Source organism: Hyphococcus luteus, from assembly GCF_002943565.1.
GTDB classification, from domain to species: domain Bacteria; phylum Pseudomonadota; class Alphaproteobacteria; order Caulobacterales; family Parvularculaceae; genus Hyphococcus; species Hyphococcus luteus.
This window is the reverse complement of the sequence record NZ_PJCH01000009.1, coordinates 1-16,106: the sequence shown is the minus strand read 5'-3', so window position 1 is coordinate 16,106 and position 16,106 is coordinate 1. Positions and strand designations below refer to the sequence as shown.

24 protein-coding genes are annotated in these 16,106 nt (G+C 62.3%); 7 read left to right on the top strand and 17 right to left on the bottom strand.

Annotated elements, in window-relative coordinates; all coding sequences use genetic code 11:
• Positions 1-98 precede the first annotated feature (98 nt).
• Entirely contained in the window at positions 99-566 is a 468-nt protein-coding gene (locus tag CW354_RS12505) for an NlpC/P60 family protein (protein ID WP_104830436.1), read from the bottom strand.
• Positions 567-658: 92 nt separating this feature from the next.
• On the opposite strand from CW354_RS12505, the gene CW354_RS12500 reads away from it, so the two are divergent.
• Positions 659-976 carry a hypothetical protein gene (locus tag CW354_RS12500; protein WP_104830435.1) on the top strand — a complete coding sequence of 106 codons (318 nt, stop codon included), beginning with the start codon at positions 659-661 and terminating at the stop codon, positions 974-976.
• A 35-nt stretch (positions 977-1,011) separates the two neighbouring features.
• Here the strand turns inward: CW354_RS12500 and CW354_RS12495 are convergent, their stop codons facing one another.
• The 14 genes from CW354_RS12495 to CW354_RS12430 all read right to left on the bottom strand — a co-directional run bounded on the left by CW354_RS12495 (position 1,012) and on the right by CW354_RS12430 (position 11,177).
• Positions 1,012-1,890: a phage/gene transfer agent baseplate hub protein gene (locus CW354_RS12495; protein ID WP_104830434.1), complete on the bottom strand. Its 879-nt coding sequence runs from the start codon at positions 1,888-1,890 to the stop codon at positions 1,012-1,014.
• Between the two features lie 183 nt (positions 1,891-2,073).
• Positions 2,074-2,706, bottom strand: a complete 633-nt coding sequence (locus CW354_RS12490) for a DUF2460 domain-containing protein (protein WP_104830433.1) — start codon at positions 2,704-2,706, stop codon at positions 2,074-2,076.
• 203 nt (positions 2,707-2,909) lie between these two features.
• Positions 2,910-3,443 carry a phage tail tape measure protein gene (locus CW354_RS12485; protein WP_165793689.1) on the bottom strand — a complete coding sequence of 178 codons (534 nt, stop codon included), beginning with the start codon at positions 3,441-3,443 and terminating at the stop codon, positions 2,910-2,912.
• Positions 3,436-3,600 (bottom strand): phage tail assembly chaperone, encoded by a 165-nt coding sequence (locus CW354_RS12480; protein WP_104830431.1) that lies wholly within the window; start codon positions 3,598-3,600, stop codon positions 3,436-3,438. Before CW354_RS12480 ends, CW354_RS12485 begins: the two co-directional genes overlap by 8 nt.
• A complete protein-coding gene (locus CW354_RS12475) occupies positions 3,597-3,947 on the bottom strand; it encodes a gene transfer agent family protein (protein WP_104830430.1) in 351 nt (116 codons plus the stop codon). Before CW354_RS12475 ends, CW354_RS12480 begins: the two co-directional genes overlap by 4 nt.
• 233 nt (positions 3,948-4,180) lie before the next feature.
• Positions 4,181-4,600 carry a phage major tail protein, TP901-1 family gene (locus CW354_RS12470; RefSeq protein WP_104830429.1) on the bottom strand — a complete coding sequence of 140 codons (420 nt, stop codon included), beginning with the start codon at positions 4,598-4,600 and terminating at the stop codon, positions 4,181-4,183.
• A gap of 176 nt (positions 4,601-4,776) precedes the next feature.
• Positions 4,777-5,184, bottom strand: a complete 408-nt coding sequence (locus CW354_RS12465) for a DUF3168 domain-containing protein (protein ID WP_104830428.1) — start codon at positions 5,182-5,184, stop codon at positions 4,777-4,779.
• Entirely contained in the window at positions 5,181-5,498 is a 318-nt protein-coding gene (locus CW354_RS12460) for a head-tail adaptor protein (protein WP_104830427.1), read from the bottom strand. Before CW354_RS12460 ends, CW354_RS12465 begins: the two co-directional genes overlap by 4 nt.
• Positions 5,495-6,055 (bottom strand): head-tail connector protein, encoded by a 561-nt coding sequence (locus CW354_RS12455; protein ID WP_104830426.1) that lies wholly within the window; start codon positions 6,053-6,055, stop codon positions 5,495-5,497. Before CW354_RS12455 ends, CW354_RS12460 begins: the two co-directional genes overlap by 4 nt.
• Positions 6,056-6,188: 133 nt before the next feature.
• Entirely contained in the window at positions 6,189-7,424 is a 1,236-nt protein-coding gene (locus CW354_RS12450; RefSeq protein WP_104830425.1) for a phage major capsid protein, read from the bottom strand.
• Between the two features lie 32 nt (positions 7,425-7,456).
• Positions 7,457-8,059, bottom strand: a complete 603-nt coding sequence (locus CW354_RS12445) for an HK97 family phage prohead protease (protein ID WP_104830424.1) — start codon at positions 8,057-8,059, stop codon at positions 7,457-7,459.
• A gap of 121 nt (positions 8,060-8,180) precedes the next feature.
• A complete protein-coding gene (locus CW354_RS12440) occupies positions 8,181-8,453 on the bottom strand; it encodes a hypothetical protein (RefSeq protein ID WP_207764788.1) in 273 nt (90 codons plus the stop codon).
• Positions 8,446-9,615: a phage portal protein gene (locus CW354_RS12435; protein ID WP_104830423.1), complete on the bottom strand. Its 1,170-nt coding sequence runs from the start codon at positions 9,613-9,615 to the stop codon at positions 8,446-8,448. Before CW354_RS12435 ends, CW354_RS12440 begins: the two co-directional genes overlap by 8 nt.
• Positions 9,616-9,764: 149 nt before the next feature.
• Complete coding sequence (locus CW354_RS12430; RefSeq protein ID WP_104830422.1) at positions 9,765-11,177, bottom strand: DNA-packaging protein; 1,413 nt, start codon at positions 11,175-11,177, stop codon at positions 9,765-9,767.
• Here CW354_RS12430 and CW354_RS12425 point away from each other — a divergent pair.
• Positions 11,176-11,376 carry a hypothetical protein gene (locus tag CW354_RS12425; protein WP_104830421.1) on the top strand — a complete coding sequence of 67 codons (201 nt, stop codon included), beginning with the start codon at positions 11,176-11,178 and terminating at the stop codon, positions 11,374-11,376. The two genes, CW354_RS12430 and CW354_RS12425, sit on opposite strands and share 2 nt — an antisense overlap.
• Before the next feature lie 212 nt (positions 11,377-11,588).
• A complete protein-coding gene (locus tag CW354_RS12420; RefSeq protein WP_104830420.1) occupies positions 11,589-12,011 on the top strand; it encodes a universal stress protein in 423 nt (140 codons plus the stop codon).
• On the opposite strand, the gene CW354_RS12415 is transcribed toward CW354_RS12420, so the two are convergent.
• Positions 12,008-12,457: a YcgN family cysteine cluster protein gene (locus CW354_RS12415; RefSeq protein WP_104830419.1), complete on the bottom strand. Its 450-nt coding sequence runs from the start codon at positions 12,455-12,457 to the stop codon at positions 12,008-12,010. The genes CW354_RS12420 and CW354_RS12415 overlap by 4 nt on opposite strands.
• 109 nt (positions 12,458-12,566) lie before the next feature.
• On the opposite strand from CW354_RS12415, the gene CW354_RS12410 reads away from it, so the two are divergent.
• The gene (locus CW354_RS12410) at positions 12,567-13,052 is read left to right on the top strand and encodes a DUF2165 family protein (protein WP_104830418.1); all 486 of its coding nucleotides are present in this window, start codon (positions 12,567-12,569) and stop codon (positions 13,050-13,052) included.
• Positions 13,052-13,741 (top strand): hypothetical protein, encoded by a 690-nt coding sequence (locus CW354_RS12405; RefSeq protein WP_104830417.1) that lies wholly within the window; start codon positions 13,052-13,054, stop codon positions 13,739-13,741. The genes CW354_RS12410 and CW354_RS12405 overlap by 1 nt, the downstream gene beginning before the upstream one ends.
• Here CW354_RS12405 and CW354_RS12400 read toward each other — a convergent pair.
• Complete coding sequence (locus CW354_RS12400; protein ID WP_108723959.1) at positions 13,717-14,430, bottom strand: helix-turn-helix transcriptional regulator; 714 nt, start codon at positions 14,428-14,430, stop codon at positions 13,717-13,719. The two genes, CW354_RS12405 and CW354_RS12400, sit on opposite strands and share 25 nt — an antisense overlap.
• Before the next feature lie 81 nt (positions 14,431-14,511).
• Here CW354_RS12400 and CW354_RS12395 point away from each other — a divergent pair, with 81 nt between their 5' ends.
• Both CW354_RS12395 and CW354_RS12390 read left to right on the top strand, forming a co-directional pair.
• The gene (locus CW354_RS12395; RefSeq protein ID WP_104830416.1) at positions 14,512-14,994 is read left to right on the top strand and encodes a VOC family protein; all 483 of its coding nucleotides are present in this window, start codon (positions 14,512-14,514) and stop codon (positions 14,992-14,994) included.
• Between the two features lie 99 nt (positions 14,995-15,093).
• On the top strand, positions 15,094-15,645 hold the full coding sequence (locus tag CW354_RS12390) for a flavodoxin family protein (RefSeq protein WP_104830415.1): 552 nt from the start codon (positions 15,094-15,096) through the stop codon (positions 15,643-15,645).
• Positions 15,646-16,106: the final 461 nt, after the last annotated feature.

The following is a 16,106-nucleotide window of genomic DNA, read 5'->3' as shown; positions in this document are numbered from 1 at the left end:
TTCAATTTGCGCGCGCCCATCCCCCTCGCCCGAAATCGCCAGCGCGATTCCGACCTCTCCCCGACGGCGAGAGGTGAAGACAAAGGTCCGTGCACGCTTCATTCTTCAATTCCCGGAAATTCGAATACGCCGGCGATGCGCTGGCGCCACCAGCGGCCGAGCCAGCTTTCGACGACCGCGCGGCCCGCATAGGCGTGGATGAAAGCGTTGGGCGATGTCGCGATGCCGCAGTGTTTTGCAGGCCCGTTGGCCGCGACGCGAAAGATCACGACATCGCCCGCTGCGATGTCGCGCGTTTTTTTCTCCACGAGATTGCGGCGCGCGGCGGAGAGCAGCGGTTCGTTTTTACTGCGCTCGTTCCAATCGGGCGTATAAGGCGGCGGCGTTTCAGGCTCCTCCCCGTGTAGATCGCGCCACACCCCGCGCACAAGGCCGAGACAGTCGCAGCCCGCGCCCTTCGCGCTCGCCTGATGCACGTAAGGCGTGCCGATCCAGCCTGCGGCGGCGGCGAGGATGCGGGGGCGGGTCACGACAACGGAAGAAGAAACCGGAACGGAAGCGCTCATGCGGCGCCCCTCCCATTCCGCATGGCTTTGCGTCCAAACTCTATTTCGACTAGATTGCGGCAATCGACCGGGCTGGAGGGGACCGCAACGCCATGATCGAAAAACGCTTGCAAAGCCGCGCATTCAAAGCGTTCATCGTGGTCGGACTGATTGCGATCATCGCCGCTAAAATAGCCCTCGAATACATGGAAAACCCTGCGGACTTTTGGACCAGAAAAGCGGTTGAATGGGGTGACGCTTTTATCGTCACCGCCTATGGCCTCATCTGCGCGGCCCTGACCTACGGCGCCTGGATAGGCCTTTCCCGGCTTCTCGGCGGCAGGCCCTTGATCAAATCGCTCGCGGTGATTGCGCTGATATTCCTTTTCGTCTTCTTGTTCTTTCCGCTGTTCATGCCGCTGGAAGGATAAGCGCGTCCTGAAGCCGCCGGCGCATATAATAGCATTCATCTCAACTTGCCTCCGTCATTCTTCTCTCCCTTCAGCGGATAGGAAATCGCGAAGTCGTTGCCGGGCATGAAGGGCTGGCCGCGAAAATTGATCGCGTTGGAAAATTTTTCGCGGCAAGTTTGAAAGCGCTTGTCGCAGCCCGCCGTCGCGGTGAAGCTATCGCCGATTTCGATCGCCGCGCCCGCGGGCAGCCACAAGGCGACGGCGCCGTTTTGCGTCTGCGTTTTCACATGCGCCGATAGCCCGGCATTGGCGCCGGTTTCCCAAGTCAAAAGCCCGTGGGCGAACCAGCCGTCTTCAAAAGAAGAAAAGCCGTCGGCGATGAAACTTTGGGCGTCTTTCAGCGCCGTCACTTCGCCCGCCGTCTTAAACGCCGGGTCGTCAAGGTCGACGCCACATTTCGCGCTGCCGAGATTAACGTCGCAGGCCCGCTGATAGACGCGGCCCACGGGCTGATCGAGCGTGTGCGACAATCCTCTGAGTTCCGCGCGGAAGGCCGCGCCCTCGCGTTTCACTTCGCCGATGACGCCTTTCTTCAGCAAGACGCGCTGCGAAACCGCCGCCCAATTGACGCGAAAGATTTCGACTTGCGCCCCGTCATAGCGCCCGGCGGCGAGGTCTTCGCCCGACAGGGCCGAAGCCGCGAGCGCGCCCTCAATGTCAGCATTGTCGACGGCGAGATCGGCGGAGGACGACAGCGCCGAGCCGGTCGCGCCCGTCTCGGGCAGGAAGTCGGTTCCGTCAAAGGAGAGCGCGCGGTCGTGATCGGTGAAACCGAGAACGAGCCCGTCGCGACGCGTCACGCGCCAGCAAGTCGCGAGCGTCGTCGCGCCGGTTTCGAGATGCGTCTGGAGATCGGGATCAAGCGCGCGCATCAGAGCCCGACCGAAAATCTTTCAACGCACCCAGCCTTTAGACGGTCAGACGTGCGTTGGCTGAGCACCGATGCATATCGGGCTCTGCTTCTTAAGTGTGAGAGCCCGAGGGGTATCGTGTTTTGGTAAACTGACATCTGACTATCTCTCATCTGTGGGGGTGGCGAAATCGAATTCAGGCTCTCAGACCAGCACCTCAATCAGGGGAATGGAGGGAATGTCCCCCGCCTCGAAGGCCGCGAGATTGATGCGAAGCTCGTCCGTGTCGAAACGCACGGGACAATCGAACAGGAACCCGGCGGTGACCGAAAGCCCGGCGCCGGGCGGCGAGGCGAAGGCGACGACGCCGCTTGTTTCATCGATGGTGAAATCGGCGCCTTCGGTCAGCTCGGCGCCGTCCACCGCGACGCGCGCCGACCCTGCGACGGGTTTCTTGACGGACCGGACATAACTCGCGCCGCCGGAGACATAGCGTTTCACAAGTTGGAACCCGGTTTCGCTGCCGTCGCCGGCTCCGATCAGTTGATCGTCCGGCGCAGGCGCCGCCGCTAACGGACAGCTTTTGAAATCGAACGGGTCGCGGAAACGGAAGCCGTAAAGCCGCCCGCAACGCGCTTCGAAAAAGGCGATGATCTCTTCGATGTCGGCGATCGATTTGACGCCGTAACCGGCGTTGAACGACCGGCGCGAGCCGGCCCATGGGGAGTTGCGCTCCTCATGGCCGGAAACGAGCGCGACAATGTCGGTCTTGCGCGTCGGCCCGCCTTCGGAATTCAGCGCGATGTCGACGGGAAATAAAACTTCGTGGAAAGACATGGGTTGTTACTCAACTGTTGCGGCGCCTACCTCCCCCTTGAGGGGAGGTCGAAATCTTCGATTTCGGGAGGGGGGTGAAGAGGCGCAACGTTCCGTCCAACGCTCATTGCGTCGCAGGGCCTTCCCCCGCCCAAAACTGCTTTGCAGTTTTGACCTCCCCTCAAGGGGGAGGTGAGATATGGAATTTGCGCCGAGCACAACCATCACAGATTCCGCTGCCCCCGCCCGACCGCGCGCGCCAAAGCGGCGGCGAGTTGGGTTTCTGAGCGTTTGAAACTTTGAACATCCGCAACGCCTGGAAGCGAAATGTTCACGGTCATGCCGGACGCGCCCAAGGGCCGGACATTGCCGGCGCCGGACGGCGTGAAAAGCTCCGGTCCGCGCTCGCCGACAAGGTAAGACTGGCGCGGCGTGACAAACCCGCCATTGGCTCTTCCCCCGCCGAAGACATTGCCCAGCGCATTGGAGACGAGATTGTGCACCGGCTGTCGCACCAGGCTGTTGATGGCGAAGCGGCGCAAATCCTTCAGCAAAGCGCCGGTCAGTTTCTTGAAGGAAAGCTCGCCGCGCTCCGCCGCGCGGGCGAGATTGGACTGGATCGAATGCGCCGCCGTCGCAAAGGCTTCGTCGATGAGCGCGGCGGCGGGTGCGATGCGCTCGCGCGCGAGCTTTTCGATTTCCGCCGCGCCTTCTTCGATGTCCGCGGTGTTGACCGTGACGTTCACATGCTCAGGCATCGCCGCCTCCATGGGTTTTCATAAGCGCCGACAGCGCGTCGCGGGTCATCGCCTGCGGCGCCGCCGCGTCGAGAAGCGCGCGCCATTCCGCGGCCGACAGCGTCCAGAAATCCGCCGGCGATAAACCGAGCCGCAAAACCGCGAAGGCGAACATCATGCGCCATGCGTCCCGCCCTCCCCCGGCAATTCCCCCGCTTGGGACTTTCCCGGCGTTTCGTCTCCCGACAGCGCCTCAAAGGCCTGTGCAATGGCGCGCGAGGCTTCGGCCAGGTCGATGTCGCTCGCTTTCAAGGCTTCGAGGGTGAGCCCCGCCCCGCCGCCCGTTAAAAGCGCGTGGAGAACAAGCACGATGTCGGAAATGCGGGGGCTTTTCAGGCGCTCCTGCAGGGCGGAAAGGTCGCCGCCGAAGCGCTCCTCCATATCCGCGAGCGCGCCGAGGGTGAGGCGCAAGGTCTTTTCCTCGCCATTGATTTTTATGGATACGTCTCCGCGGGGGTGGGTCATGACGGCCTCCCCAACTGGCAGGATATTCCTCCTCCCCCGCTTGCGGGGGAGGTGTCCCGAAGGGGCGGAGGGGGTAAAGCCCCAAATATCCAAGTCGGCAAGCCGGCGAGAACACCCCCATCCCCGGCTTCGCCGGTACTTCCCCCGTGCGCGAATGCGCACAAATCATAGAGTCGCGCCGTTCGGCGCGGGGCGGGGGAAGAGAGAAATTGCAACAAGCGCTCACCCATGCCTCACCCCTCCGCCGTGAAGGAAAGCGCGCCGGCGCTCTCGAGCGCCAGCGACATGGAGGCCTCGCGGTCATGCTCTCCGGCGTAATCGAGATTAGCGATGAGGAAGGCGCCTTCGATGGTTCCGAAACCCGGCACGATCACCCGCCAGTTGCGCGCCTCATTAGAAAAGAAGACGCTGCGCGCTTCCGCCGCCGCTGCGTCGTTGAGGAAGACCCCGGCGCCGGAAACCGACGCCTGGCGGACACCGGCGCCCGCGAGCAGTTCGCGCCAGCCGCCTGAAGATTGCGAATGGGTGACGTCGACGGTTTGCGCGTTCAGGGACAGCGACTTGGTGCGCAGGCCGCCGATAACCGAGAAGCTTTCCGGCGTTTCGCCGTCGCCGAGTTTCAGAAGCAAGTCTTTGCCTTTTTGAGCGGGCATGTTTCAGTTTCCTTTTAGCAAGCCGAGCGCAAGCTCATCCCGGCTCTTCATCCTGAGGAGCTCAAAATCCTTCGTCCTTCGAGACACGCGCATTTCATGCGCGCCCTCAGGATGAAGGATTTTGAGCGTCTCGAAGAACGCCGGGATGAGCGGGATTAAAGGTCGGCGCGTCATTTTCACTGCGCCATCGTCACGGCGCGAAAGCGCGCGACGCCCTGATAAATCTCACCGTCAAGGCGCCTGAAGGCGTCGGCGAAAACGAAACGGATATTGACGAGGTCGTGGCCGGAAAGCGTCAGCGCCGCCTCGTGCAAAGCGTCGTAAACCGCGCAGAGAATGCGCTTCACCTCGCGCCGCCCGGCGTAGCGGGAAAAGGCGTAGAGTTTGAGGTCGTGCTCGAGCGCGCCGTCGACGCCCTTGTAATCGCTCGCCCGCGCCTCGCCGATGGTGAGATAGGGAAAGAGCGCCGCCGGCGGCGGGTCGTCGAAAATCCGCGCGGGATCGCCGATCTCGCTCTTCAAGGCGGCGTCGGCGCGGAGCGCCTGATAGACGGCCTTCTGCAATTCCCACTGGGCGTTTGTCATGACAGAATCTCCTCGCAAATCAGCGTCAGGCGTTTTTCGCGTCCGTCACCGCTCTCGATACTGACGGTTTCGTAGGTCTCGCCGGCGAAAACGAGCCGCGTTCCAAGCGCGATGTCGGCGCGGAAGCGGATGGTCGCGGCGATGCGTTTCAAACGGTTCTCGCGGTCGCCGGCGAAATCGCGGGTGGAGGAAAGCCGCTCCACATCCGCCCAGAGTTCGGGACCGGGCATGTAAGCGATGCTGGCGCCGCCCGCCTCGTCCTCGGTGCGTTCGGGCGTTAAAAGTTCGATCTTGTGACGAAGGGCCCCGATCACAGCCGCGCCTCCTTATAAGGCGCGATCAGCGCGTCGACGCTGCGCGGCACGGCATAGATGCGCGTCTCGCCCGCCGCCTCGCGGGTTTCGAAAAAGAAGGCGGCAAGCGTCAGCACCGCCTGTTTCAGGGGCGCCGGGACCGCGCCGGCGTCTTCATAGCCGGCGGTGAAATCGACATGCACGCCGCCGACCTTCGGAACCGGCAAGGGCCAGGGCCCGGCGGGGCGGATGCGCGCGCCCGCTCCGAGAACCGCATCGTAAAGCGATGGCGACACGGTCCGCGGATCGCCGTCGCCGTCGATCACCGAAACGGCGTCGATGGCGGAAACCGGGGAGAGCGGCAGGAACAGCGTCTCCTCCGGCGCCGCATCGAGCGTCAAACGCCATTGCTGCGGCATCAGCGCCAGGCCGCCGCGCGCTTCTATAGCGCGCACCGCCGCCACCAGCATGCCGGTTACCAGCGCATCTTCATCGTCGCTCGTGACGCGCAAATGCGCTTTCAGTTCGGCCAGGGTCACCGGCTCCGCCGCCGGCGGGGAAAGAAGAGTGAGGGACATTACGTGGGCTCGTCCGTTGTTGTTTCAGGTGCGTTTTTCGGGTGAGGGGGAAGGCGACTCTCAATGCGTCACCTTCGCTCCCCCTCACCCTGCCCTCTCCCCAAAGGGGAGAGGGTGGCGTCGCTCTTGGGTCTTACGACGCGAATTTCAGGAACTTGATGGCCTCGAAATCCTGGACGCCGCCGCCGACGCGCTTGGTCGTGTAGAAGAGGACGTAAGGCTTGGCGGAATAGGGATCGCGCAACACGCGCACGCCGACCCGGTCGACGATCAGATAAGCGCGGCGGAAATCGCCGAAGGCGATGGAGTGCGTGTCGGAGTCGATATCCGGCATGTCCTCGGCTTCGGTCACCGGATAACCCATAAGGCGCGCGGGCTCGCCCGGCTCCGCATTGGGCTGCCAGAGATAATTGCCTTCGGAGTCCTTGAACTTGCGAAGCGCGCCGACGACCGAGCGGTTCATGAGGAAGCGCCCGTTGGCGCGATAGGCCTGTTTGGGCAGATAGATGAGGTCCAAGAGTTTGTCCGACGGGTTCGACGCGGGGAAAGCGCCGTCGGCGCCGGTGGCGATAAAGCCGAGCTCGTCCGGGTCTTTCGATGCGTCCGCAGCGATGTCGTAGGTCAGAATGCCCTTCGGCGCCGTGGTTCCGTTGCCGGCAATGAAGGCGGCGGATTCCTGCACGGCGAATTCCGTCTGCACCTCGTCGGCGAGCCATTGCTCGATATCGACGATGGAATCGTCAAGCAGCGTCTGCGAGGCCGCCGGCATGGCGTAAAGCTCCATAGTCGGGAAATCGAGCGCGGTGAGCGTCGGCGCCGTCGTCGCACTATCGCGCGCGGTCGTTTCCGCAACCCAGCCCGCGACCGTGTCGCCGTTGGAAACGGGCTTCCTGAAGACATTGCCGCCGATTTCGCGCACGCTGGCGATCTGGCGGATGGGCGAGATGTCTTTCACCGCCGCATTGATCATGCGCTCGACTTCATTGGGCGCGAGATAGCCGCCCTCCTCGCCGGCGCCCGTGTTCACGGATTTCGCCTCCAGCGCCGCAGCGGCGGTCGCATCGCCGACGCGCATATAGCGCATGAAGGCGGCTTTTCGTTCATCGGGTTCGGCGCGCGCGGGCGCCGGTCCGATCTCAGGGCGCTGGGTTTTCAGCGCCAGGCGGTCGACGGCGGCTTTCTGTTCGGTGACCGCATCATTGATGCGCTCGACCTTTTCGGCGAGCACCACATCGTCGCGGCTTTTCTCCTCGAGCGCGCCGAGGCGTTCGTCATTGGCGTCCTTGAACGCTTCGAAGGCGGTGAGAAATTCACGCATGGCGCCGCGCAGTTCGGCGTTCGGCGCGTCGGCTTTGGTTTCGATACTCATTTACTCATACTCCTTAGGGGGACAGCTTCTTGTTAGTGAGAAAGCTTCTGGGCCGCGGCGGTCAGCGTTTGCGCAAAAAGACGGGCGCCCGCCCCTTGCATGGGGGACGATGGGGCGGGCGCCCGCCAGGTTCGCGTCTCTTGCGCGGCAAGGGAGGGGGAAACGCGAACCGGTTCTTTGAAAATTTTTGCGACAGCGGCGGGATCGAATTCGGGGCGCGCGGGACCGACGCGCGTCACCCGCGCCGCGCGCGCCATCGGGAACGTAACGACGGAGACTTCCCAGAGATCGGCCTCGAGAATGCGCCGCCCGGTTTTGGCGCGCGAGGCGCGCAAAGTCTGATAGCCGATGGAAAGCCCGTCGAGGGCGCCGCCTTCGAGCAGCGCATGCACTTCCAGCGCGCGCGGGCTCGACAGGATCAGCTCGCCCTTGACGAAAAGCCCGTAGGAATCTTCGCGCACAAACGTCCAGCGGCCGATGGGCGCTTCGGCGGCGTGACTGTAAAGCATGGCGGGCTTCGGCTTTTTCTTCAGCGAGTTTGCAAAGGCGCCGGGCGCCACGATGTCGCCATTCAAATCCGCGACATTGAAGATTGAGGCGTAGCCTTCGATTTCGGCGATCAGGGGTTCGGTCATAACTTATCTCCCCTAAGCCCGCTCATCCCGGCGCAGGCCGGGATCTCCCATAATGAAAGCACAGGGTCTGCCTTCACGAGACCCCGGCCTGCGCCGGGGTGAGCGGTAAAAATAACAACCATCACTCGCCCTCCCCTTTCGCATCGAGCTTGTCTTCAATCCTCACCAGCGCCGCGGATATGAACCGCGCCTGTTCTTCCAATCGCGCCGTGCGCTCGATGATTTCACGATTGTCGTCGGCGCGGCGTTCGAGCTGCGCCAGGCGTTCCGACGCGGCGCCGGCCCAGACGAGCCCGAGCCCCGACTGCACGATGACGGCGGCGCCGATGGCGACGGTGACGCGCAGCTCCATGGGTTTGTCGAGGGGGCTTTTGGGGAAGGAAACGCTATGCATCGCTTTCCTCCATCGGAGAAAGTCCGAGCGCCGCCCGCTTTTCATCATCGGTGAGAAACTCCGCGCGGGAGACGCGCGCCCAGAGCGCGTCGCGTTCGGCGGACAGCGCGTCGATTTCGCTTGTCTGGCAGACGACTTTCGCCTCGGGCCAGACCGGCGCGATCCAGTTGGTGAGCGCCGCAGCGGTCTTTTTCACCAGCGGCAGCACCGTCTGTTTCCAGAAGGCGAGATTGGCTTCCTTGTAATTAGAATAGGTGTTGTCGCCGGGAATGCCGAGCAGCATGGGCGGCACGCCGAAGGCCAGCGCGATCTCGCGCGCGGCAGCGTTTTTCGCCTCAATGAAATCCATATCGGCGGGCGTTAAAGACATGGAGCGCCATTCGAGCCCGCCATCGAGCACCAGGGGCCGGCCCGCATTGGCCGAGCCCTGATAGGCGTCTTCCAGCTCCGACTTCAGCCGGTCGAATTGTTCGCTGGTGAGATTTTCCGCGCCTTCCGGGCCCTTATAGACGAGCGCGCCGGAAGGCCGGGCGGCGTTGTCGAGGAGCGACTTGTTCCAGGCCGAGGCCGCATTGTGAAGATCGACGCAGGCGCTCGCAGCTTCGAGCGGCGAGAGCCCGTAATGATCATTAGACGGATGAAACAGCTTCAAATGCAGGATCGGCGAGAGCGAGCCGTCGTCGGGTTTCCTGAACGTCACAGAACGCCCGGCGACGGAATAATCGTAGGCGTCCGCCCATCCCGACTTGCCGGGCCGCGCCTTCATGCGGTCGGGGCGCAGCGCGTAAAGCTCGCGCGGGGAGCCGTCGAGGGCAACCGCCTCGAGATAGGCGTTGCCTGCGGTCTGGAGGAAGCCGTAGAAACTTTCGAAAAGTTCGGCGCCCGACTGTTCCGGGTTGGGTTTGGCGAGCAGCGAAAGCAAGGGATGCTCGGTCATCACGGCGCCCGCCTCCGTGACGCGCAACGGCGCGGAGGCCGCCGCTTCCGCCACGAGACGCACGCAGCGATAGGCGATGACATTGCGCTCGTACCCGGCGCGCGCCAGTGAGGCGTAATCGCGCGGCGTCCATTGCGGCGCGCCGAGACGATGCAGCGCGATCAACGCTTTCGCGGCGGAGGCTTTGGCTTCAGGCGGTTTGTTCGGGAAGAAGGGGAGTTTCATGACTGCCCCCCATCCCCGGCTTCGCCGGTACTTCCCCCGCAGGCGGGGGAAGAGGAAACAAGCATCAAGCTCAGAGCTTCTCCTCCCCCGTTTACGGGGGAGGTGTCTGCGCAGCAGACGGAGGGGGTGTTTTGCAACATCAACAACTCCTAACTCAACTTTTTCACGCCCGGCGCCGGGGCGCGGCGGGACAGCATCAGATCGGTGATCGCCCAGACGAGGGCGTCGAGGCGGTCGGGGCTTTTGCCTCCTTCGCCCGTATAGGTCGCCATCTGGTCTTCGAGTTTCGGGAAGGCGCCGGCGTGGCGCACGCGCCCCTGTTCATAGAGCGCGGCGACGGGTTCGGCGCGCAGGCGTTTCCCGCGCGTCGCATGAACGCCGCGCACGGGCGCGGTCGGATCGACCTGCGCGATCACGGCTTTCGCCATGTCGCCGCCCTGGTTCACCTCGACGACGATACGGTCGGCGGAAAATTCGCGATAGGCGGCGGCGGTTTTCTCCGCCCACTGACGGGGGGAGAGCCCCGCCGCCGACCAGTCCGCGATGACGAAAGCGGTCCCAACCTCGCCGCAAAAAGCGACGCCGGCGACGACGATGCCGCATTCGTCCGCGTTCTCGCCGGCCGTCGCGGGGGGATCGACGGCGACGACGATTCTGTCGAGATCGGGCGCGGCGGAAATCCGCGCCGCCTCGATGAGATTCCAGGTCCAGAGCGCGCCGGCGACATCGTCGACGATCTCGCCCATGAGCTCCTGGCGCCCGAGCGCCGTGCCCTCATAAAGCGCGGCGATCTCCGTAAAGAACGCATCCGACAAATGCGCACGGTTGTCGTAAGTCGAGGCGCGCGTCAGTTTCGTCGTCGGCGCGGCGACAAGGCGTTTCAGCAAGCCGGTCGGGCGCGGCGTCGTCGTCGCGATCTGGCGCGGACGGTCGCCCAGGCGCAGCGCAAGCTGCAGGTTCGACCAGGTTTCCTCCGCATAGCGCCATTTCGCCAGCTCATCGCTCCACGCCGCCGTAAACTGATAGCCGCGAATGCCGTCCGGGTCCTCGGCGGAAAAAGCGTAGGCGACGGCGCCGCCCGGCCAGACAAGGCGCCGGCGCGAAGCTTCGTAAACCGGCGCCGATCCCGGGGGCGAGACGGCGCGGATGCCGGAGGGACCTTCGATCATGACTTCCCTCGCATCGGCGTAACTTTCCGCGACGAGGGCGATGGCAGGGGGCGCGACGGCGCCCCGCCCGGCATTGTCGTTCGCCTTGCCGGAAACGAGGGCGCGCACCCATTCCGCGCCGGCGCGGGTTTTCCCCGCGCCGCGCCCGCCGAGAATGAGCCAGGTCGTCCAGTCGCCTGCAGGTTCGCGTTGATGCTCATGCGCGTTCTCCCGCCAGAGCTTTTCCGCCATCTGCGCCGCGAGCGCGCGCAGGACTTCCGCTTTGAGGCGCAGCGTCCGCGCTTCCCGCTCCAGCGTCTTCGCGCTCGATGCGGTCGACGGTTTCAGAGACCCGCCGGTATGCGGCTTCGATGTCTTCTTCCGTGAAGTCGGCTCCGCCGGCGTCTTTCTCATGCGCATCCCGTTCCTTTGCTTCTTCGCCTTTCATGCGGCCGGCGCTCTCGGCCGAGCTCATCAGCGTGCGCAAGGCGCGCGCGCCGCGATCGAACGCGTCTTCGTCGTCGCCGCCGCCCGCGAGCAGGCTCTCGGCGCGCCGGTGCGCGAGTTCGAGAATGTTTGCGCAGAGCGCGCCCATATCCCGCCGCGGTTTTGAATTTTCAGTTTCGTTCGACATGGGAGGCATTATGGGGCCGTCCCGGAACACGTGGATAACTACGCACCGAATGCGGGATTCATGGAAGAATTCATCAGATATGATGAATTTTTACGCCCGCGATTCGCCTTATTGGGGTGCGATTTTTGATCTTCGCGGCGCGATCGCCTAGGGTGCTTTCAAAGCGAGCTTGAAACGAAAAGGACTCCGTTTTGCCGAAGCCAAAAACGCCCGAAATCAAGACCATCATGCTTCCCGTGGACATGCGCCACAAGGAACAATCGGCCGATGCGATCGCCATGGCGGCGCAGCTGACGAAAAGTTTCGGCGCGGACTTTTACGTGATGACCGCCGCGCACCCGCTCGGCGACGAGATCACCGAATTTCCCGAGCATCACAAGCCGGAGTTCGAAAAATACATCCAGGAGATGGCCAGCGCGCACGGCGTCTCCATCACCGCGCTGTTCCGCCATCATCAATCGGCGGAGAAAATGATCCTCGAGGCGGCGGAAGAGATAAAAGCCGACCTTATCGTCATGCACACGCACGACCCCAAGATCACCGACCACCTGTTCGGCTCGCACGCCAGCCATATCGCATTGCATGCGAGCTGTTCGGTGATGGTGGTGCGTTAGCGCGACCTTGTAATCCGCTCTTCCAGCAAGTCGTCGGTGATTTCGAGTTCGTTTTCCGGAATGAGATCGGGCGAGACGGCGATACCCGCGCGCTCCACGGATTTTTTATCGCCGGTGCGCAAGGGATGCCATTTCGGCAGGCCCTTTCCCTCCGCGAGGCGGCGATAGGCGCAAGACGGCGGCATCCATTTCAGCGCCCCGACATTGTCCGGCGTTAATTGCACGCAGTCCTTCACCCGCTCCAGCCGGTTGGCGTAATCGGTGCAGCGGCGCTTGGCGATATCGAAGAGCTGGCAGGCGATGTCGGTTTCGAACACCTCGTCCGTCTCTTCATTGTGTAAGACATAGATGCAGCAGCGCCCGCAGCCGTCGCAGAGCGATTCCCACTCTTTGTCCGTCATCTCGGAGAGTTTCTTGGTCTTCCAGAAAGGCTTGTCGCGCGTCATGGCGCGCCTTTTAACGGATTGCGGGCCTCATGGCCATGACGGGACCATGATGGGCTTTGCCCGGGCGCGCAGGGCGGATTAAGCTCTCCTCAAAGGGAGGGAGCGCCTTATGATCCGGTATCTCAAAATCATTCTCGTCGTTTTCGTCGGCCTGCAGGGCCTCATCTATTTCATCGCGAATGCGGTGAATTTCGAATACGCGCTTGCAGCCGTGGGCGCGGTCCTGTCTCAACAAGACAGTCCCGCTTATCAGAACCTGATCGCGCCGCCGATCGTCAATCCGCTTCTGGTCAAACTGGCGCTCGTCACGATCATGACCGGAGAGCTTTTCGTGGGCGTGCTTTCGTTCATCGGCGCCTTCAACATGCTCGGCGCGGCGGGAAAACCGGCGCATGATTTCGAAGCCGCAAAAAAATTCGCGATCCTCGGCTGCGGCATGGCGCTGATCGTCTGGTTCGGCGGCTTCACGGTGATCGGCGCCGCGCTTTTCCAGATGTGGCAGGGACAGGTCGGCGTCTCATCCTTTGAAGGCGCGCACATGTATCTCATGCCCAGCGGCATTGTCATGCTGTTCGTCGCGATGAAGGACGATTGATGAAAAGCAATATTTTTCTTGTTTGGTTTTTTTTACTCGCAGCGCTGAACGCTTGCGCAACGCCCGTAAAAAACGGAACCGATACGGCTTACGATTCGTGGGCTGCACAACTCTATCCAAATGATTATGCAAGACTGCGTGACTTTTTTCACCTTCATAAGAAAGAAATCGGTTTCACCGAAGGCGTCACAATTCTTGCGCTGCCAACATTTCATTCTCTTATCGGCATTGAAATCGTGCACAAGGTCAGGGTGGCGGAGCATGAGCTTAACTCCATAGACCGCCCGAAATACTGGATGAATATATCCATTTACGACCCGAAGCTTCAGGCGGCGGAAAAAATTGGCGATGTCCAAAAATACATCACGCGTCTTGATAAATACGAAATGCCTTTGACGCCGGAGCAATACCGGACCCTTGTGAACAAGATAGAAGAAGAAAGCGGCATTCTGCTGCTGCCGGAAGACGCCCTTCCGGCTTTTGGCTGTACTGATGGGATAACTGTGTTCGCGGATATACGCACGGCCTCGATACAGCGTTTCGAAGGACGCCATGTTTGCGATGATGGTTTTGAAGCCCTGAAAACCGCCGCTGAGATCGTTTTTACATTCGCGGAAAAAGATATTCCTGAATTGGAATCGCGTCTGAACGAGATCAGAGAGTATTATTGGCCGGGCTTCACCCGATAAGCGCAGCGCCGCGCGCCGGCGAGGATATGTTCTTCGCGCTCCACCGAGACATTGTCGCCGAGGACGTCGGAAAACACCTGAAGCTCGCCCGCGCAGAGCCCGGTGCAGGCTTTAGCCGCCGAACAGATCGGGCAGTGGTTTTCCACCAATAGCCAGTCGCGCCCGTCGCGTTTCGCCTCGGCCATATAGCCTTCGTCCGAGCGCGCTTTGGCGAGGCGCTTCACGCGCTCGCCCAGCGTCTTCGCGCTATCGAGTTTGTCGCCATAGGCCGCGCGCTGCATGTCGCCATGGCGCTTGATGAATTTTTTCAGACCTTCGGCGCCGAACAGCTCTTCGACCGAATTGATCATCTCCACGGCGAGCGCCTGATGCGCGTCGGGAAAGATTTGCGCCGACGCATCCGTCAGCGACCAGTATTTCAAGGGACGCCCGCGCCCCTGCGGCTCTGAGCGCGCGGCGACGAGGCCCTCCTCTTCCAGCGCGTAAAGCTGCAGCCGCGCCGCCATGGGCGTGACGCCCAGCGCCGAGCCGATGGTCGAGGCGCACAACTCCCCTTCCCGCTTCAGCATGTCGAGAATGGCGCGCCGCGTCGCCCCCGCTCCGCCGCCGGCCTGGGCCGGCGCGGCTGCTTTGCGGTTTCTTGTCGGCGTATCGGTTTTCTTGATGGCGCGCTTCGATATTTTGCTCATGGCTTCTTTTTAAAAGTTCTTGCTTTCGAAAACAAGGGCTATTATCGAAAGGGTATTCTTTCATAAATAAGGGAGGCCGTTATGGCTGTAAGAGAGACGAAAGAAGACCCGAAAGCCCCGCCCCAGAACGCGCCAAGAATCGAGCATGTGAACCTTTTCGTCACCGAGCTCGATTTGACCGCGCGTTTCCTGATGAGCGCCTTTCCCCATTGGCGCGTGCGCGGGGAAGGCGGCGGGGACTGGTATGGCGCGCCGCGCCGCTGGGCCCATATCGGCGATGACGACAATTACCTGACCTTGAACGAGTTCAACCTTCCGAAGGCGATGCGCGGGCGCCATCGCGATCTGCAAAGCGCCGAACCGGGCCTTGCCCATATCGGCTTTGAAGTGACGAATCTCGACACGGTCGTGGAGCGCCTCGCCGACGCCGGTTACGAGCCCGCCAAGCTCGGCGAAGACCACCCGCACCGGCGCAATCTCTATTACATAAACGAGGAAGGGCTTGAATTCGAATTCGTCGAATATTCGAGCGCCGTTCCGTCCGAAAAAAATCTTTATCAATAGGAGGCGACGATGAAGACCGTGAAAGCCTGGAACGAAGGCGGCGAGTATGTGGAATATCTGCGCCGCGTGCTTGAACGCAAACGCTGAAAGAAAAGCGCCATGAACAGCCTTTTCATTCTCGGCTCCTCGCGCGGGGACGGGCAGACCGCCCGCCTCGCCCGGGAAGTCTTCCGCCATCTCGGATTCGAAGAGAGCGCAGACGCCGAGTTCGTCGATCTCGGCGCCCTTGACATCGGGCCGTACGATTACGAATACCGCAATCGCGGCGACGATTTCCTGCCCGTGGCGCAGAAGATGGTCCGTTCCCGGACCATTGTGTTCGCAAGCCCCCTCTACTGGTATTCCATGAGCGGTCAGATGAAGATTTTTTTCGACCGACTCACGGACCTCACCGACCCGCCTTTGAAGCCGCTTGGCAAGGCGCTCGCCGGCAAGACCATGTTCGCGCTCGGCACGGGTGGCAATCCCGAGCCCCCGGATTCGTTCGTCCATCCTTTCGAGGACACGGCGGGCTATTTCCACATGGACTGGGGCGGGTTTTTCTATGCGAAAGGCGCCGATGCGCTTGAGCCGCAAACGCAAGACGCGGCGAAAGACTTTGCGGCCCGCATCGCAGCCGTCGCGGCGCCGCTTCCCGCCTGCACCGCCTGACGGTTCGGGCGTGGAGCGCGAACATCGCCACTCCCGAACATTGCCAATCCCTAACATTGCAACCGGGCGGACCGAGGGCTATGGTTCCGAAACAAAGTATCCGTACGCGGTTGGGGAGAGCATGCGTCGGTTGTTTATGACATTTTTTCCAAAAAGGCCGGCCTTCTGAGCCGCGCCCTTTTTCATTAGGACGTGCGCTGAACATTAGCGCCGGTCTATCAAGCCTCTCCTTTTCCGCGCACCTCACGGGGGACGTCTCCTTTTGCGGCGTCCAAAGCAGAAAGCTTGAGCGCAAATCTGCGCCTCAAAAGAGGAGAGTGATGATGTCAGACCAGCCTCGCAATGCTTCCGGCGCCATGTCACGGCGGGAATTGCTGCAATATTACAGCGCGCTCACCGCGTGCCTGGCGCCCGCCGGCTTCGCCGGCGCCGCCCGCGCCGCGCCGCGCGATGCGCCCAGC

Bases quoted from the DNA above. Each gene is read 5' to 3' on its own strand.
- CW354_RS12505 (WP_104830436.1), bottom strand. From the start codon at position 566: ATGAGCGCTTCCGTTCCGGTTTCTTCTTCCGTTGTCGTGACCCGCCCC.
- CW354_RS12500 (WP_104830435.1), top strand. From the start codon at position 659: ATGATCGAAAAACGCTTGCAAAGCCGCGCATTCAAAGCGTTCATCGTG.
- CW354_RS12495 (WP_104830434.1), bottom strand. From the start codon at position 1,890: ATGCGCGCGCTTGATCCCGATCTCCAGACGCATCTCGAAACCGGCGCG.
- CW354_RS12490 (WP_104830433.1), bottom strand. From the start codon at position 2,706: ATGTCTTTCCACGAAGTTTTATTTCCCGTCGACATCGCGCTGAATTCC.
- CW354_RS12485 (WP_165793689.1), bottom strand. From the start codon at position 3,443: ATGCCTGAGCATGTGAACGTCACGGTCAACACCGCGGACATCGAAGAA.
- CW354_RS12480 (WP_104830431.1), bottom strand. From the start codon at position 3,600: ATGATGTTCGCCTTCGCGGTTTTGCGGCTCGGTTTATCGCCGGCGGAT.
- CW354_RS12475 (WP_104830430.1), bottom strand. From the start codon at position 3,947: ATGACCCACCCCCGCGGAGACGTATCCATAAAAATCAATGGCGAGGAA.
- CW354_RS12470 (WP_104830429.1), bottom strand. From the start codon at position 4,600: ATGCCCGCTCAAAAAGGCAAAGACTTGCTTCTGAAACTCGGCGACGGC.
- CW354_RS12465 (WP_104830428.1), bottom strand. From the start codon at position 5,184: ATGACAAACGCCCAGTGGGAATTGCAGAAGGCCGTCTATCAGGCGCTC.
- CW354_RS12455 (WP_104830426.1), bottom strand. From the start codon at position 6,055: ATGTCCCTCACTCTTCTTTCCCCGCCGGCGGCGGAGCCGGTGACCCTG.
- CW354_RS12450 (WP_104830425.1), bottom strand. From the start codon at position 7,424: ATGAGTATCGAAACCAAAGCCGACGCGCCGAACGCCGAACTGCGCGGC.
- CW354_RS12445 (WP_104830424.1), bottom strand. From the start codon at position 8,059: ATGACCGAACCCCTGATCGCCGAAATCGAAGGCTACGCCTCAATCTTC.
- CW354_RS12440 (WP_207764788.1), bottom strand. From the start codon at position 8,453: ATGCATAGCGTTTCCTTCCCCAAAAGCCCCCTCGACAAACCCATGGAG.
- CW354_RS12435 (WP_104830423.1), bottom strand. From the start codon at position 9,615: ATGAAACTCCCCTTCTTCCCGAACAAACCGCCTGAAGCCAAAGCCTCC.
- CW354_RS12425 (WP_104830421.1), top strand. From the start codon at position 11,176: ATGCGCATCCCGTTCCTTTGCTTCTTCGCCTTTCATGCGGCCGGCGCT.
- CW354_RS12430 (WP_104830422.1), bottom strand. From the start codon at position 11,177: ATGAGAAAGACGCCGGCGGAGCCGACTTCACGGAAGAAGACATCGAAG.
- CW354_RS12415 (WP_104830419.1), bottom strand. From the start codon at position 12,457: ATGACGCGCGACAAGCCTTTCTGGAAGACCAAGAAACTCTCCGAGATG.
- CW354_RS12410 (WP_104830418.1), top strand. From the start codon at position 12,567: ATGATCCGGTATCTCAAAATCATTCTCGTCGTTTTCGTCGGCCTGCAG.
- CW354_RS12405 (WP_104830417.1), top strand. From the start codon at position 13,052: ATGAAAAGCAATATTTTTCTTGTTTGGTTTTTTTTACTCGCAGCGCTG.
- CW354_RS12400 (WP_108723959.1), bottom strand. From the start codon at position 14,430: ATGAGCAAAATATCGAAGCGCGCCATCAAGAAAACCGATACGCCGACA.
- CW354_RS12395 (WP_104830416.1), top strand. From the start codon at position 14,512: ATGGCTGTAAGAGAGACGAAAGAAGACCCGAAAGCCCCGCCCCAGAAC.
- CW354_RS12390 (WP_104830415.1), top strand. From the start codon at position 15,094: ATGAACAGCCTTTTCATTCTCGGCTCCTCGCGCGGGGACGGGCAGACC.